Origin of the sequence: Enterococcus durans NBRC 100479 = LMG 10746 (genome assembly GCF_001544215.1) — a bacterium.
In the GTDB taxonomy this organism is placed as follows: Bacteria; Bacillota; Bacilli; order Lactobacillales; family Enterococcaceae; genus Enterococcus_B; species Enterococcus_B durans.
Genome location: NZ_BCQB01000054.1, coordinates 1 through 16,358, shown reverse-complemented (window position 1 = coordinate 16,358; position 16,358 = coordinate 1). Strand labels below are relative to the sequence as shown.

Genomic DNA, 16,358 nt, shown 5'->3' with positions numbered 1-16,358 from the left:
GTTCTTCGTATTCTCTTAGACATAAAAATTCCTCCTAGTATGTTTTCTTCTAGTCTACACACCTTAATTTTTCTGTCTAGTTAATTGTAGCCTATCCACTTTTGATATTCCCAATATAAAGTTAATTAGTACCATTACCAACGTGTTTGTCTTTGCAACGACAACCTTTGCGATTTGTATTGTGTTGTATAAGGTCATTGAAGCGCAAATACAAGCTTCTAATGGGAGTGGTGACGCATTGACCGCTAATATTGTTCAAAAGTTGTTTTACTCGTCTATTGCCTTAGCAACGTTGCCCTGGGCAATGAACTTTTTTATCAAAAAGATCGTTGCACCAATCGGGGAATATGTGATTCAACAAGTCGCTAATGATTTGAATGTGGAAACGATCGGCGAACGATTGCGTAATTTCTTAGTATCAAATTTCTTTAATAGTGGCGTTAGCGCCGTTGTTTTCTTTGTTTTCGTGATATTCTTTGCCTTTTCCATTGCCAAGTATTTTGTGGCGATTTGTGTTTTTTATGCTGATTTCTTGGTACTGACTATGTTAACACCATTAGTTGCCTTATCGCTTTTAACAGACGAACAAAATTACTTTCAAATATGGATCAAAGAACTGTTATCCGAAGCACTCACAATGCTTATTAAGCTTATTTTGTACTTACTCATGATTACACTCATGATTGCTGAAAAATACACGTTACCAAACTTTATGTTAATGGTTGGTTGTGGCTTGTTGATTATCAAAACACCGTCTGCCCTACAAAATATGTGGTATTCAACCAAAGTGTCAAAAGGTGGCGGGCTTGGAAACTTAGCAATGATGGCTATGTTTAGAAAATAAGAGAGGGGGATAACGATTGTCTTATTATTTTGAAATACGAATTATTCTTCCCGAAGAAGAAAATCAATTTTTGAATCGAAAATTAAGTAAGAGCGAATTATCCGAAGTCACACACTATTTACAACAAAAGACAAGTCGAGGAATTCCAGTTAAATTTCGTGTAGGTATTTTTAGAGTAGAAGATCAAACAAAAATTATGTCTGTTACGCTGAATACAAAAAATACCAAAGAAACGGACGTAATTAACTTGTTATTAAATCGAGTAACAGATCAACACGTTTTAGTTTACTTGAATGAACCAACAGAACCAACGCTTAATACGCAAGAATTAAATCGTCAGGAGTTAAAAACGAGTAATGAACGCCAAGAAATACCGCAGACAGAAATTCCAACTGAAACAGTAAATGAACCTAGTGTTATTAAGGAAATATCGAAAAAGAACCAAGCAAAACAAACGAATAGTAGAAAAGAATCACTATCAGAATCCATAACCAAGAAAAATGTTCCCAAAATTCATTTGTTCATATCTATTTTGACTCTTTTTATTGTATTATTGATAGGAATAAGTGTTATTCAACAAGTACAACTTCAATCAGTCAAAAAAGAGAGCGAATTATTGAAAGAACAAATTGAACGTGTCAAAGAAACGGATATTTCTCAATCGAAAATAGATACTTTTGGAAGATACTTTTTGACTTACTATTTTTCACAGGAAAAAAATCAAGAAAATTATCAGTCAAGTTTAAGAACATATGTATCCGAAAAGGTAGATATATCCGATTGGAAAGCGTTAGGGAAAACGCTTAAGAGTGTCAATTACTATGGTAGTGAACAAACAAAAAAAGGGTATAGCGTTGAATACCTTCTAAATGTTTCAGTAGACAATCGTAGTAAAATACAAAAAATCACTTTTGAGGTTGAACCAACTAAAAACGGCTTTCTTGTGACAACTCAACCAAAACTTACAGACTTCTCTTTTAACTGAAATACGCTAAAAAGAGAGTGCTTAAACAATGGGAAAAATTAATTTAAATCAAATTTACACAGCAAAAGAAATGAGTGAAAGGATAGGTAAGAATAGAAATTACCTATCCCAAGCTTACCGTAACAACAAACATGAAATACTTAAAAATTTTAATTATCGAAAAATTGGTGGAACAATTATTTTCTCTGATAATCCCAATAATGATTTATCGCAATTGATTACAGCAAAAGAAGCAAGCCGGTTGTTAGGAAAGAATGATGAATACTTTGCCCACATTTATAAACGGTTTCCTCATAGACTAGAGGGAATCGATCACATTTATACAGGTAAAACATTATTCTTAACGAAAGAATCGCTAGAAGTTTTTAAAAAAAAGATGAATAAAAATGTCAGATAAAGCATATTCATGATATACTATTTATGTACACAAATATTAATTTTTAAGGAGAGAAGAAAATGAAAAAAATTGCCCTTTTAACACTTTTTAGTACAGCGCTATTGGTATCAGCCCCACTTGTTAGTTTTGCGGACGAAGCAACAGGTAGTTCAGGTGTCAATGTTCTAGCTGATGATGTAGTTGATCCAGTAGAACCAACCCATCCAACTACTCCGGTTGATCCGGTTGATCCAGTTGATCCAGTCGATCCAACAGAACCAACGGAACCAAGCAAGCCGACAGAACCAAGTAAACCAACAGTACCAAACAAACCAGTAGACACAAACCCAATTGAAAACCCAGTTAATACAGATACAGGCGTTGTGATTGTTGCAGTTGAAGATAGTAAACCAATCATTCAATTAGCAGACGGAACAACAAAAAAAGTTGAAGCTAAAGAAATTGGAGCAGACGTTCAAAAAGACGGAACAGTTACAGTTAAAGGTTTAGACGGAAAAATGAAAGTTTTACCAAAAACAGGAGAAACAGAAAATATTGCATTGTCTGTCCTAGGTTCATTAATGGTATTAGGATCAGCATTCATTTTTAAAAAGATAATCTAATTAAGTATTTATAAAAGCATGGTCGCAAGTTTTACGAGAGTGTAAAATATTTTGTGTAAATAGAAAAAAGGAAGTCCCTTCTGTAGAATAGAGTTACCACAACACATTCACAGAAAAGAGGACTTCCATATGAACGATTTTACTACAGAAATTCTAAAGACTCTAGCGAACAAAGGCGATTTGAATGAATTATTCCGTGTCCATTTGGAAAAAGCTGTCAATACGCTTTTCAAAACGGAGTTAACGGCTTTCCTCGATTACGAAAAGTACGATCGCATTGGTTTTAACACGGGTAATTCTCGTAACGGCTCCTATGACCGTACGGTCAAGACCGAGTACGGGGAACTTCATCTCCAGATTCCGCGCGACCGCAACGGCGAGTTCAAGCAACAGACTGTTCCTGCTTATAGACGGACGAATGACACGTTAGAGGAGACCGTCATTCACCTCTTCCGAAAAGGTATTACCATGTCGGAAATCGCAGACTTGATTGAGAAAATGTATGGGCATCACTACACGCCCCAAACCATGTCCAATATGACTAAATCATTTACGGAAGAAGTCACTTCATTTAAGGAACGTGAGCTTCATGACCGTTATGCCGCTATTTATATGGACGCAACCTATATCCCTTTAAAGCGGAAAACCGGCGCCAAGGAAGCCATTCATATCGCAGTTGGCATTTGCCCGGACGGTTCAAAGGAAGTGTTGAGCTATGCGATTGCACCAACTGAATCTATCACGATTTGGGAAGAGATTTTAATAGACCTTCAGGAACGTGGCGTGAAAAACGTCCTCCTTTTCATCACGGATGGCTTAAAGGGGATGGCAGCGGCCGTGCAGCGGTTCTACCCCAAAGCCCGTTTTCAACATTGCTGTGTGCACGTTTCCCGTAATATCAGTCACAAAGTGCGTGTCGATGATCCTAAGGAAGTCTGTGATGATTTTAAAATGGTGTATCAAGCGTCATCTAAAAAGGCGGCATTGGAAGCACGTGGTGCTTTTGCGGAAAAATGGAAAACCAGCTATCCAAAAATGGTGGAATCTATCCTTTCGAACGATTACCTGCTCACTTTCTATGATTTCCCATTAGCCATACGCAAGACTATTTACTCTACGAACTTGATTGAATCCTTTAATAAGCAAATCAAGAAATACAGCCACCGCAAGGAACAGTTCCAAAATGAAGAGTCGATGGAACGTTTCTTAGTCTCGTCTTTTGATACTTACAACCAAAAATTCCTAGGTCGCAGTCATAAAGGTTTCCAACAGGCCGAAGGCGAGCTCGAACAAATGCTGAGTCAACCGATGGAGAATTAGAAACAATCTACAGTAGGAAAGAACCATTTACACAAAATTATTGACGCTCCCAAGCTAAAACTCCTATTAATCGATCTACTAAAAATAAATAAAAAAATTCTTTTCAATTTTTATTTATGGTATGACATAAATAAAGTAAAGTTATTCTTCTAGGTTAATCTTATTAATACTCTTTCTCACTAGTGTTGCATGCAACACTAGTGAGAAAGAGTATTAAATATACTGCAAGGCAAGACATTTGGTAATTGAAGAATAACAAGCAAAAAAATAGCAGTCAGGTCTCTTGACAAAGTATAGTTGCTATTCTTTTTTTAGGCCCTACTTTAATGAAATTTTTGTTTGGAGGGAACGACTTCATTCCTTTGATTATTTCAGTTGAATTTAATAGAGAAGCCTGGCGTCTATTAAGAAATAATTTTCTTGATGAGCGTCAATCTTTTTAACGGAAATCTATCCTATACTAAATTCAGTAAAGAAAAAGGAGGAATCAAAGAAAGCTATTTTAAACAAACCAAAATTATAGGAGGAATAAATCATGACTGAAAATAAAGCTACTCAAGAAAGAACACCCCAAGAAAGATTGCAAGAAGAACAAGAACACAAGGAACATGTTCATCATACGAAAATTAATGCAGCGGCCATTGCGGATCATCTTTTAGGCAACATGCATACATTACATGTGAAACTGCACCAATATCACTGGTATGTAAAAGGAGCCAATTTCTTTACGTTGCATGAAAAATTTGAAGAGTTGTATAACGAAAATGAAAAATGGTTCGACAAACTTGCGGAGCGTCTAATTACTTCTGGGCATAAACCTGCTTCGACAACGGTTGAATTTGAAAAATATTCGATGCTTTCGGAAGATGCAGTTAATAAATACGCTAAAGCAGAAGACATGGTTGAAAATATTATCGAGGACTTCAGAAGCACTCGTGACCTAACTATTCGCGCGATTCGTTTAGCTCAAGACGAGGGTGACGATGCTTTAGAAGATACATTGATTGCTTTTAAAAATGACTTAGACAAGAACATTTGGATGCTGCAAGCGTTCATTGGTAAAGAAGCATTAGAAGATGATGACGCTCTTGATGAGGATGAAGATTAAGGTAAAAGTAGAAGCTGATTTAGGGATTGGAATTCTTTCCAGTCCTTTTTCCATTTTCTTGATGTGCATCAATTTTTTTGTAGTAAGAGACTTATATAATAAAAGCAGCGAATATAAACAAAATAAATAAAGGGGGAGAATGAATTGACTAAACATACCCATCATGAAATTGGCGACCACGCAGCCTGTATCCGCTTGGTTCCAATATTCAATCACTTAGAGGATAGCGCGATGAATTACATTGCTGAAAAAGCCCACACGAAACAGTATCAAAAAGGAGAGTTTCTGTTTCGTTCACAAGAAAAAGAGGATACTTTATATATTATCAATCGTGGGAAAATCCGTATTTATCGATTGGCAGACTCTGGCAAAGAGCAGCTAGTGCGGATCTTGAACCCTGGTGATTTCACCGGAGAATGGACCTTGTTCAACCCGGATGCAGTACACGAGGAATATGCCGAAGCAACCCGAGATACCGTTGTCTGTATGATTCAGCAAAAAGATGTCCAAGATTTTCTGGAACAATACCCAACTATTTCTTTAAAACTATTGGCGGAAATGTCTAAACGGTTAGAAAGTTCAGAACGTCAAACGACACAAGTAGCCGTGGAGAGTGTCATTACCCGTTTAGTTTTGTTTTTGGCAGAAAATGTGGAACCTGAAATGGGCAACTCTCCCACCATCACCCTGCCGATGGCAAAAAAGGACATTGCTTCCTATTTAGGAACGACACCTGAGACCATCAGTCGCAAATTTGGAGAATTGGAGGACGAGGGATTGATTCAACAGCTGTCTGGGAAAAGGATCAAGATTCAGGATTTAGATGATTTATTGCTTTACAGCGAATAATCGGACACACTTTTTTCTACACGTTGGTGTTCTGTCGCTCTTCATTAACAACGGGACAGAACTCAGTGCTTTTGCTTCCATCTGTCCGTTTTTGGCTTTTTTAAGACAGAACGACCTTCATTCATTGGAAAAATAAAAGCACAAACATGATAACCCTCAAGTTTTTTTGTTTTATTTTTCTTTAAGATAGGGTTGTCGAACAAAACGTAAAAATAAGTAGGGTGAATGTGCATTGTTTTTGGGTGATAGTTGCCATCACGTTGTCAGCAGCGGGTGCATTCTTTGTCGTCCCTTTCACCAAGAACACGATTGGCGGCGAAGCAAAAACGTCTAACGTTGTTGAGGCAGATAGGTTAGCTATGGAAAAAGAAGAGGAAGTTGTAAAAGGAGCCGGCGTAATCGGACACGGAAAAGTGGCGTATTACGAAGCGAGTGACCAGGGAGATAAAAGTGTATTCACTGTTTGGTTTCCATGGAGCTTAGCCGGAATCTTGTTCAGCATCACCATGACTAGAATGACGCGAAAAATTGAAGAAATGGAGCAAATAGAATGGGATTCGTATTAGGCGTTTTGAATCCCCATGTGGTGGAGATTGGTTCTGTTGTGATTCATTAGTATGGAGTCATTATTGCAGCGGGCATATTAGCGGCTCTCCAGTTGAGCACCAAGGAAGCAAAGAAAAAAGGACTGGAAGAGGATACCATTATCGATATGGCCTTATGGGCAATTGCGATTGGACTCCTCGGCGCTCGGCTTTATTATGTGTTATTTGAACTTGGTTATTATCTGCAAAATTCAGGACAAATCCTTGCGATTTGGAATGGCGGCATTGCGATTTATGGGGGATTGATTGCAGGAGGGGGTACGCTATATTGGTATGCAAAGAAAAAAGGTACTTCTTTGGCACTCGTTCTTGATATTTTAGCGCCCAATGTATTGTTAGCCCAGTCCATTGGTCGTTGGGGCAATTTTATGAATCAGGAAGCTCATGGTGGACCGGTTACTCGTCAATTCTTGGAAAATCTTTATTTACCTGAATTTATCATTGAACAAATGAATATCAATGGTACCTACTACCATCCGACTTTTTTATACGAGTCATTGTGGAGTTTGTTGGGCTTTGTCCTCATCGTCACTATACGGAACCGAAAACAGCTTTTGCGTCAAGGAGAAGTCGCTTTGAGTTACGTTTTGTGGTACTCAGTGGGTCGGTTCTTCATTGAAGGTATGCGAACGGACAGTTTATGGATTGGCGAGTGGATCCGCGTTTCGCAAGCCTTGTCTCTGGCCCTGTTTATTGGCGCGATTGTAGTATGGTTTATACGCAGACAAGATTATCCACCAATTTCTTATTATTCTGATGGCAATAAGGGGCAGAAAAAGACTATTAAGATGGTGAATTGAGCAAAAAAGATAAAAAGAAGTGCAAAACTTGATATGTGTCAATTTTCGTTTGCTAAAAGTGAGCTATACTACAGTTGTAAAAAGGAAAAGGCAGTGTTCATTAATCTGCTGCCGATAAAATAAAAACACATAAAGGAGATAGGAATTATGGAAAAAGCTATATTGCAATTAGAAACGTTGTCTTGTCCAAGTTGTATGCAAAAAATTGAAGGTGCCGTGAAATCAGTTAACGGTATTGATAAAGACAGCATTAAAGTATTATTCAACTCCAGCAAAGTCAAAACCAATTTTGATTCAGCTGTCACTTCGATTGAAGAGATTCAAAAAGCTATCGAAAACGTAGGCTATCCGGTCCTTAAAGCAAAAGTCAAGGCCGCTTAACTGATTAAATGAACTAGGCAATTCTGGAAGAAAAGCTATTTTTCCAGGATTGCTTTTTTTGTTGCAATCCGATTCGAGGTGCTTAGAAACGATAAAAGAGAACTTTCTAAACTTGATGTCAGTCAATTAATTACTTAGGCAATTATCTTATACTGTGTTTATCAATAAAAGAGAAATTAAATTTGGAGGGAAAAAGCATGCAACAATATATATTAAGCAAGAAAAATGTTATCACCGTCATCAGTGGATTGTTAATCGTACTCGGTTTCTTCAGTCACTTTGTTTTAGAAAACGTAGGACTTTCAGAGTGGTCTTTGATCATCACCTCTGTCTTTGGGATTACGCCAATTGCCATTCAAGCGTTTCAAGCAATGAAAGTCAAAGTCATCAGTATTGATGTCTTAGTCAGTATTGCAGCGATTGGTGCGCTTTTTATTCAAAATTATGAAGAATCGGCTATTGTCACGTTCTTATTCTTATTCGGACACTACTTGGAACAACGAACATTGAACCAAACGCGATCTGCTATCAAAGAATTGACTGAAATGGCACCCGAAAGCGCCTTGAAACAAATGGATAATGGCGAATTTGAAGAAGTAGAAGTGGATGATGTAGATGAAGGGGATATCTTGCTCGTTAAAACGGGTGCGAAAGTTCCAGTAGATGGTACAGTCCTTACGGGTGAAGGGCATATCAATGAAGCTAGCATTACAGGTGAAGCTGTTCCGGTCAACAAGCTAGCTGATGCAGAAGTTTTTGCAGGAACCATTTTAGAAAACGGAACGATTCAAATCAGAGCTGACCGAGTTGGTGAGGACACCACATTTGGAAAAATTATTGAACTCGTGGAAGAAGCACAAGATTCTAAATCCGAAGCGGAACGGTTCATTGATCGCTTTTCTAAATACTACACACCAGCTGTCTTGGTTCTGGCAATTGTTGTATGGGCGTTCAGTCAAAATATTGAGTTAGCAATCACCATTTTGGTTCTAGGTTGCCCAGGCGCATTAGTTATCGGAGTGCCTGTCTCAAACGTTGCCGGTATTGGGAATGGTGCTCGTAACGGTGTTCTTTTAAAAGGGAGTGAAGTCATTCAAGACTTCAGCAATGTGGATACAATTGTATTTGATAAGACAGGTACTTTAACTGTCGGAAACCCAACCGTTGCAGCGACTGAACTGTATGAAAAAGATTCTGCTGAAACGCTTGGCTATCTGGCCAGTGTGGAACGGGAATCAGATCATCCATTAGCAAAAGCGGTCTTAAATCAAATTGGAGAAACAAATTTTTATCCTGTTGAAGGAACTGAAGTCGTGAAAGGCGGAGGAATCGTTTCAAGTGTAGCTGGACATAGAGTGGCTGTTGGGAATGTGGCCTTGATGGAAAAAGAAAATGTCACTCTCAGCAAAAAAGTGCAAAAAGATGTCAAACGGTTTGAACAACAAGGGAACTCTCTCGTTTTGACAGCGGTCGACGGTGAATTAAAAGTACTGATGGGCATTCGCGATCAAGTCCGTCCGGGTGTGAAAGCTAATTTGCAGGAATTAAAAGACTTGGGCGTGAAAAATCTAGTCGTTCTTTCAGGAGATAACCAAGGAACCGTTGATGTGGTCGCCGGCGAACTTGGTTTGACCGAAGCTCACGGCCACATGTTGCCGGAAGACAAATCGGCTTATATCGGAAAACTTCAACAACGTGGTCAAATTGTAGCCTTTGTTGGAGATGGCGTTAACGATAGTCCGTCCTTAGCTTTAGCAGACATTGGAATCGCAATGGGAAGCGGAACGGACGTAGCGATTGAAACATCCGATGTCGTTTTAATGAACTCGAACTTCAGCAACTTGCCTCACGCATTAGGATTAGTAAAAGCCACCGCAAATAATATGAAACAAAATATCGTGATTTCAATTGGAGTAGTGTTGGTCTTGTTGACCAGCGTCTTCTTCAGCGAATGGATGAATATGTCTATCGGAATGTTGGTTCATGAAGGTAGTATCTTGGTGGTAATTTTCAATGGCATGAGATTAATGAAGTATAAGTTGAAAGGTCGAAAAGAACAAAAAGAAGTATCAGCACCTGCAGAGAAAGTAAAAATATCTTAAGAATAAATTAGAAGAGGCTGAGACAATAGTCCATCCTTGAAATGACAAAAGCGGAAACTCAAATTTTAAATCTGGGATTTTCCGCTTTTTTGAGTTCTTGAAAAAAAATAAGAGTATAGAGTATGCTCTTTATAAAATTAATTTTCGTGTAAATGATTAAAAAATCTAATAATAAAATTTAAATTCCTATTAAGTTGTAACACATGAAATTAGATAGTTTCATGTATCATAACTATAGATAAAGTGAATGAGAAATGGGGCTATTTAAATGATAAAAATAATTGACAATCAGAAACTCAAATTACATTACAAAGAGGGATTTGGATCATGGACTTATCACCTTAGACTACCAGGAACAGCTGATAATAAAGGGAGATGGGGACATTTAAAAGTATCTGGTACAATTGACGATTTTGAAGTGAAAAACATTTATTTGGCTCCAAGGAAAGATGAAGATAAGATCATCTCAATCAATAAGGAAATTAGAGACGCGATAGGGAAAAGCGGTGGCGATATAGTAACGGTAATGTTATATTTGCATGATTAATTTACTCAATAAATCCAATCTTCTCTTTTTAGATATGAAACTTACGCTATGATGGGCTTAAAGATTTGGGTAAGTTCTATATTTGATAGAATTTATTTTTATATCGCACACGATGTTTTCCGGAATCTCTTATATAAATTAGTTTATACGATTTTATAGACACTCTTTTATTTCTTCAACAAGTACTAAAATAGAGTTATTAATTGGTACATAAACGTCTAGTGAGGGCATGATATTCACCTCTTATCTGTTATAAGTAATAATGAATAGGAGGTGAATAGTGTAAAATGACTCCTATAGAGTGGACTCTGAAAAATAGATCTCTATAAGGTCCATTTTATTTTGTCCCAGCCTCTTTTGTGGTTAAATTTAAGTTAAATCATTTCAAGTAAATCATTCATGGATTCACTCATTGTAGGGTGAGTATAAATACCGTCTCGTAAACTCTTATATGAAATATTTTCATTAATTGCTAATGCAATTAAGTTGATCATTTCGTGAGCTTCGTAGCTGAAGAAGCTTGCGCCTAATATAAGGTCAGTCTCTGGATCAACTAATATTTTCAAAAAGCCGCTTGTTTCACGCAATACTTGAGCTTTAGGAACAGCAGCAACGGGCATCTTAGCAACTTTATAATTTTTACCAGCTTCAGTTGCTTCTTTTTCATTAAAGCCTACCCGTGCAAATGTTGGATCCACAAATGTTGCTGTAGGATAAACACGACGCGTTTCTAAATTATAGTTGGATTCTTCTCCTAGCAATTGAGGCAAAACAATACGGTAGTCATCCAAAGAAATATAAGTGAATTGTGGTCCACCTTTAACGTCGCCCACTGCCCAAATGTGTTCAACAGAAGATTGCAAGTGCTTGTTTACCTTGATTTCTCCACGAGCGCCGAGCGCCACGCCAGCCTTTTCAATATCTAATTTATTTGTGTTAGGAATACGGCCAGTAGCAACTAAAATTTCATTTAATTCAGCAGATTTTTCTTCGCCGTTTTGTTCAAATGTTAAACGTACACCATTATCCGTATCTTGAACACGTTTAGCTTGAGCGTTAAATTCAATAGTTACCCCTAATTCTTCTAATCTTTCCAAAATAGCTGCTGCGTCATCCTTATCTTCACGTGGCAATAATGAGTCATTGAATTGATAAACGGTTACTTCAGAACCAAATTCAGCAAAATAAGAAGCGAATTCTAATCCAATTGGACCAGCTCCGATAATACCTAGTTTTTTTGGCAGATTTGTTAGCTCTAAAATTTCTTCACTTGTGTGGATGTGTGGACTGTTTTGCTTGTTTTCAAAATCTGGAATAACAGCCGTAGATCCAGTTCCAATAATGATATTAGCAGCCGTAACTTGTAGCGTTTCTGTATCTGTATCCACTAACAAAGTATGGTCATCTTTGAAGTGAGCAAAACCGTCTAAGACTGTTACGTTATCTAAATCAGCAATTTTATGGTAGTTTTTTTTATTTAATTTGGTTACTAATTCAGTTTTATAGTCCATGGCTTGTTTGAAAAACTGGTTGTTAATCTCAGGATTTCGCTCAATGCCAAATTCTGATAATTGATCAATAATTTTTGCACTATGTGTCAACGATTTAGTCGGTAAGCATCCCACATTAATACAAGTTCCACCATACATTTTAGCTGATTTTTCAATCACAGTGACGGTTTTTCCTTTTTTAGCTAAAGCACCTGCTAATGTTTTTCCTGCTTTACCAAATCCAATAATGGCTACGTCTGTAGTGTACTCATTCATATTTTAGTGCCCCTCTCATTTTGTATTGCATATAATTTTACTTCCATATCTTTTAATGTAATAGTTGCTAGTTTTGCTACTGCATCTTTATTCAGCTCATCATAAAGATCATCCATAGCTTCTGACATACCAGACGAAATCATACATTGTTCATTGATATAACCTGAATGCCAAGTATTTTGGATAATTGGGATCTTTATCGCCTCATAAACATTTTTTAAAGTGATAGCTTCTAAATTATCGGTTAGAAAGTATCCGCCATGCACACCTTTTTTTGTTTGAACTAATCCTTTTTTTCGGCATTTTGCCAGAACTCTGCGAACACGAACTGGATTCGTACAAATGTTCTCAGCTAATGCTTCACTGGTAAAAATTGAATTGTTATGACCTAAATAGACCAACCCATGTACTGCAATCGTAAATTCACTCAAAATTATTCACCTTCTTTAAAAAGTAAATTTTAAAGTTACTTTATCTAAATTAAGTATACACCTAAAAGTTATCCAAATCTACAAAGTCTGTTACTTTTAAGCAATTATTTTAATATCTCCTTAGACGAATTGATTAAAGGAGATGACGATAAGATGAAAAGAGAAGTAACTATTGCTAAGATGAATCAATTAATGTTGGTTATTATAGGATCATTTGTTTTAACCCTCATTACTGCATCCTTATTTAAATACTGGGGCGATTTTTCTTTGATTTTGCCAGTTACTTTTATAGTAATCATGGTCAATGCTGCTATTAAACTTCAAAAGATCCAAGATAAAGAAAATCTAAAAACCTATAAAAAAATCTTAGATTATATGGACAATAGAGAAGTAAGAAATGATCCGAAAACACAAAACAGGAAGAGAATGAACTTAGAAAAATCTAGCTTGGCGATAGTAGGAGCTCTTATTGAGTTTTTCTTAATGTATGGCGTACTGTCGGTTTTCTAAATCATCTTAATACATGAAATTGTATAAAATCATGTATCAAGAATCCTATCCCTATAGGGTTCTTTTTTTTTACTCCCCCTAAACACACGATTTCGTGTTATAATAACTATAATCATGTATTCGAACAGACTAAAAAGGAGGGATTGTCATGGGCTATAATGTTCAGCCACTACGGTCGCAACAGGAGATTAATGATTTTTTATTTTGCCTGCGACGGAATAAAAATGCGGAACGTGACGTTTTCTTGTTTCTAATTGGAATTAACAGCGGTCTGCGCATGTCCGACATCGTCAAACTCAAGAAAAAAGACGTGATTACCTCAAAAAAACCGCGCATCGTGGAGCAAAAGACAGGGAAAACACGCATTTTATACTTAAGCAGCTTACAGGACTTGATTCACGGCTATACCGCACCCTTAGATCCGGAGGCTTACTTGTTTCCCAGTACTAAGGGCGGCCATTTAGAAGTCAATACGGTCTACCAGATGTTTCAAAAGGTCGCGAAGCTGTTAGGAAGGGACGATATCGGCACCCACACCCTACGAAAAACCTTTGGTTACCACTATTACAAGAAAACCAAAGACGTGGCCACCTTAATGGAAATCTTTGGTCACAGCAGCGAGAAGATTACCAAACGCTACATCGGAATTAATGAAGATGAAATCAGTGAAACGTTATTAAATTTTCGGTTAGGTTTTTGATTGTATTATATAATAGATAAGCACAGTAAGACGGTTATAATCACCCACAGTATTGGACAAATCAACCTTTTTTTGGTATATTATATATACAAATGAGAGCAGGCTCATAGTCAACTTGATATAAATCCGGAACATAAGGGTCCGGCGGGTGGCGAGCACCAAAACTAAACTCGATACAAATCCGGAACGTAAGGGTCCGGCGGGTGGCAAGCACCAAAACTAAACCTGTATAAAAGGCTGCTCTTTTGAGCAGCTTTTTTTATTGGGAAAAAGGAGCATTCTTCGCACGTGGCAAAAAAAGAATACAAACGCATGTCTATAAAAGAGACAACCCAAATTACCAGACAGTTAAACGCGATTTATAAGGCTGCCCATCTCTTACAAGAACATTTTGTAGATAAAAAAGTATCCTTTGTCGGAGAAGTCTCAACGGTAGCGATTATTTTTTCGACAACTAATTTTATGCACCTCTGTGGCATTGATTATCGCAGAGGCACACACTTGTTTTTTCAAGATGCCTTAGACAGGAAAATAAATTTACAGGATATTCAAATCAAAACGGATGGGACGACCTTTCAGAAATTACAAGTAATAGGTAGCCTTGATTTATTATTGGGGAAGCATATTTCTATTGTTGGCAGAGGTGTTTACTCTTCTCTTCGCTATGATGCAGCTATTCGAACAAGGAAAAAAATATTGGCTCTGTCTTTGAAACAAAACGGATTAATCTATATCCCTATCTCTTTGTTAAACCTATCATCAAAGGAAATTGGACCTGGACAAAAAGTTACTGGCATTTTTAGCGAGGATTTAACATCCGGGGAACTTAAAATGATTATGGAAGTCATCGATTAATCATTAATAGTGATATGCGACGTCATTTTGAAGTAATTATTCTATTTTGGGTTATAAAATAAAGCATTTTAAGACGATTTCAAATCATTCATGTGGGTTATTTTATCACGGATGAGCTTGAAATCGTCTTTTATACGTATCAAATTGAAATGTTCGGCATACAATCTATCGTTGTTACTACATTACTAATTGTCACTTGTTAAGGAACTTGGATCCTTTCTAAACATTCCCTAGAGATAAATTTTACTTTATCCCTCCGTTAATATCCAATTTAAGCACCCTTCCGATTCAGGGTTAATTTGCATATCAAGTGCAGCTTATGTTCTAGTAAGATTAGCCCTTTTAGTCCGGCTGAGTTGACTTATGGATATAAGATATGGTCATAGCAAATAGACACTACGTATAGTCTGTTAATTTAGTGTTATTAATCTTAAGTTATGAGTACGAGGAGGTATATTCCTCCTCTATGCTATGTTTTTCTGCATCAAAAAAAGCAGGAATCAATTATACGTTTTAACTAATTCGATTTGGTTCATATCTAGAATTGCGTCCATGTTTTGCTCCTTTAATACACAGGAACTCAAGATTGCAAGAACCGGTTGAATATCTTCACGAGCTTCATAAAAACCATTGATTAAATGTGTGGCACCTGGTCCAACTTAGCCCAAGGGGTTCTCCAACCAACACTACCATTGAACATATGTTCTTTTAGTGGTATGATTCCTATGAAATACGATAGATTAATATAGGAGGCGAAATATGTTAAGTGAAAATTTTTTCAAAGTTATCCAGCACGAGGGTGTGGTTTCTGTTACATCATGGGGAAGCGGTGAGACCCCACATGTTCGTTGTACATGGAATTCATTTTTACGTATAACTGATGATGAACGCATTTTAGCGCCAATAGCTGGATTTACAAGCGTTCAAGAGGATATGGTTAAGAATGACAACGTTATCTTGACTCTAGGGAGTCGAGAAGTTGAAGGGTTCAATGGGTATCAAGGAACAGGATTCTTAATTGAAGGACGGGCACGCTTTCTGGATACTGGTGACGAGTTTGACCGAATGAAAGAGGACTATCCTTTTATGAATAAATTACTTGAAGTCACCGTAGAATCTCAAAAGCAATTGCTTTAATCTCTTATTGAAAGTTAGACTATTATAAATGACTATATCGTAATGAAGAGGATGTTTTATTAAAATTACAAAGAAGACGTGACGAATTACTTATGAGAGGTCCCTTCCCTACTTCCTCGAAAGATGCTATAAATAGTTTTCTGTCTAGTGAAATTTGAATTGACATAGAAAATAAAAAATAATATAATTATGAATTTTTTAAGGAAATGGTCGTTTATTTGTGTTCTTCCATTCAAAATGTATCTAAAATAAAACTAAATAAATTATTATTCTACAGTGATTTCCTTAGTTTTCAAAAATTAACAGTATCTATGAGTGGATTAGCCTATGAACATAACCACTATGGTCCTGTTCCTTTGAACTACACACTTTTATACGAATCATTAAAGGAAAATGGGTAATAGATCTTGAACCCGTGG

Annotated in this window: 17 protein-coding genes and 2 pseudogenes; 17 read left to right on the top strand and 2 right to left on the bottom strand. The window is 36.9% G+C overall.

Annotation, left to right across the window (positions count from 1 at the left end; translation table 11 throughout):
* Positions 1-94: 94 nt before the first annotated feature.
* The 12 genes and pseudogenes from ED2_RS12105 to ED2_RS12050 all read left to right on the top strand — a co-directional run.
* A pseudogene (locus ED2_RS12105) lies at positions 95-844 on the top strand (conjugal transfer protein TrbL family protein); the annotation flags it as partial.
* 16 nt (positions 845-860) lie between these two features.
* A complete protein-coding gene (locus ED2_RS12100; protein ID WP_005875098.1) occupies positions 861-1,829 on the top strand; it encodes a hypothetical protein in 969 nt (322 codons plus the stop codon).
* Positions 1,830-1,857: 28 nt separating this feature from the next.
* A complete protein-coding gene (locus tag ED2_RS12095; RefSeq protein ID WP_005875099.1) occupies positions 1,858-2,226 on the top strand; it encodes a hypothetical protein in 369 nt (122 codons plus the stop codon).
* A 59-nt stretch (positions 2,227-2,285) separates the two neighbouring features.
* Positions 2,286-2,828: an LPXTG cell wall anchor domain-containing protein gene (locus ED2_RS12090; protein ID WP_060789842.1), complete on the top strand. Its 543-nt coding sequence runs from the start codon at positions 2,286-2,288 to the stop codon at positions 2,826-2,828.
* A 129-nt stretch (positions 2,829-2,957) separates the two neighbouring features.
* Positions 2,958-4,148 (top strand): IS256 family transposase, encoded by a 1,191-nt coding sequence (locus tag ED2_RS12085; protein WP_060789841.1) that lies wholly within the window; start codon positions 2,958-2,960, stop codon positions 4,146-4,148.
* Positions 4,149-4,683: 535 nt separating this feature from the next.
* On the top strand, positions 4,684-5,256 hold the full coding sequence (locus ED2_RS12080; RefSeq protein ID WP_002292150.1) for a Dps family protein: 573 nt from the start codon (positions 4,684-4,686) through the stop codon (positions 5,254-5,256).
* A gap of 144 nt (positions 5,257-5,400) precedes the next feature.
* Complete coding sequence (locus ED2_RS12075) at positions 5,401-6,105, top strand: Crp/Fnr family transcriptional regulator (RefSeq protein ID WP_005875086.1); 705 nt, start codon at positions 5,401-5,403, stop codon at positions 6,103-6,105.
* Between the two features lie 227 nt (positions 6,106-6,332).
* Positions 6,333-6,671, top strand: a complete 339-nt coding sequence (locus tag ED2_RS12070) for a hypothetical protein (protein WP_002300938.1) — start codon at positions 6,333-6,335, stop codon at positions 6,669-6,671.
* Positions 6,656-7,510 (top strand): annotated as a pseudogene (gene lgt, locus ED2_RS12065) (prolipoprotein diacylglyceryl transferase). Before ED2_RS12070 ends, lgt begins: the two are co-directional and overlap by 16 nt.
* Positions 7,511-7,657: 147 nt before the next feature.
* Positions 7,658-7,891 carry a heavy-metal-associated domain-containing protein gene (locus tag ED2_RS12060; protein ID WP_003103602.1) on the top strand — a complete coding sequence of 78 codons (234 nt, stop codon included), beginning with the start codon at positions 7,658-7,660 and terminating at the stop codon, positions 7,889-7,891.
* Positions 7,892-8,088: 197 nt separating this feature from the next.
* The gene (locus ED2_RS12055) at positions 8,089-9,993 is read left to right on the top strand and encodes a heavy metal translocating P-type ATPase (RefSeq protein WP_060789840.1); all 1,905 of its coding nucleotides are present in this window, start codon (positions 8,089-8,091) and stop codon (positions 9,991-9,993) included.
* A gap of 268 nt (positions 9,994-10,261) precedes the next feature.
* On the top strand, positions 10,262-10,540 hold the full coding sequence (locus ED2_RS12050; protein WP_005875075.1) for a DUF1905 domain-containing protein: 279 nt from the start codon (positions 10,262-10,264) through the stop codon (positions 10,538-10,540).
* A gap of 374 nt (positions 10,541-10,914) precedes the next feature.
* On the opposite strand, the gene ED2_RS12045 is transcribed toward ED2_RS12050, so the two are convergent.
* The gene (locus tag ED2_RS12045; RefSeq protein ID WP_005237714.1) at positions 10,915-12,306 is read right to left on the bottom strand and encodes a dihydrolipoyl dehydrogenase family protein; all 1,392 of its coding nucleotides are present in this window, start codon (positions 12,304-12,306) and stop codon (positions 10,915-10,917) included.
* Positions 12,303-12,737: an RrF2 family transcriptional regulator gene (locus ED2_RS12040; RefSeq protein WP_005237713.1), complete on the bottom strand. Its 435-nt coding sequence runs from the start codon at positions 12,735-12,737 to the stop codon at positions 12,303-12,305. Before ED2_RS12040 ends, ED2_RS12045 begins: the two co-directional genes overlap by 4 nt.
* Positions 12,738-12,890: 153 nt before the next feature.
* On the opposite strand from ED2_RS12040, the gene ED2_RS12035 reads away from it, so the two are divergent.
* From ED2_RS12035 to ED2_RS16450, 5 genes are all read left to right on the top strand, one after another.
* Positions 12,891-13,247 carry a hypothetical protein gene (locus ED2_RS12035; RefSeq protein ID WP_021150714.1) on the top strand — a complete coding sequence of 119 codons (357 nt, stop codon included), beginning with the start codon at positions 12,891-12,893 and terminating at the stop codon, positions 13,245-13,247.
* 148 nt (positions 13,248-13,395) lie between these two features.
* Positions 13,396-13,947 (top strand): tyrosine-type recombinase/integrase, encoded by a 552-nt coding sequence (locus ED2_RS12030; RefSeq protein ID WP_060789839.1) that lies wholly within the window; start codon positions 13,396-13,398, stop codon positions 13,945-13,947.
* A gap of 312 nt (positions 13,948-14,259) precedes the next feature.
* Entirely contained in the window at positions 14,260-14,802 is a 543-nt protein-coding gene (locus ED2_RS12025; RefSeq protein WP_002301358.1) for a PBECR4 domain-containing protein, read from the top strand.
* 759 nt (positions 14,803-15,561) lie between these two features.
* Positions 15,562-15,939 carry a pyridoxamine 5'-phosphate oxidase family protein gene (locus ED2_RS12020; protein ID WP_005878223.1) on the top strand — a complete coding sequence of 126 codons (378 nt, stop codon included), beginning with the start codon at positions 15,562-15,564 and terminating at the stop codon, positions 15,937-15,939.
* A 206-nt stretch (positions 15,940-16,145) separates the two neighbouring features.
* Complete coding sequence (locus ED2_RS16450; RefSeq protein WP_081606634.1) at positions 16,146-16,340, top strand: type II toxin-antitoxin system antitoxin SocA domain-containing protein; 195 nt, start codon at positions 16,146-16,148, stop codon at positions 16,338-16,340.
* Positions 16,341-16,358 lie beyond the last annotated feature (18 nt).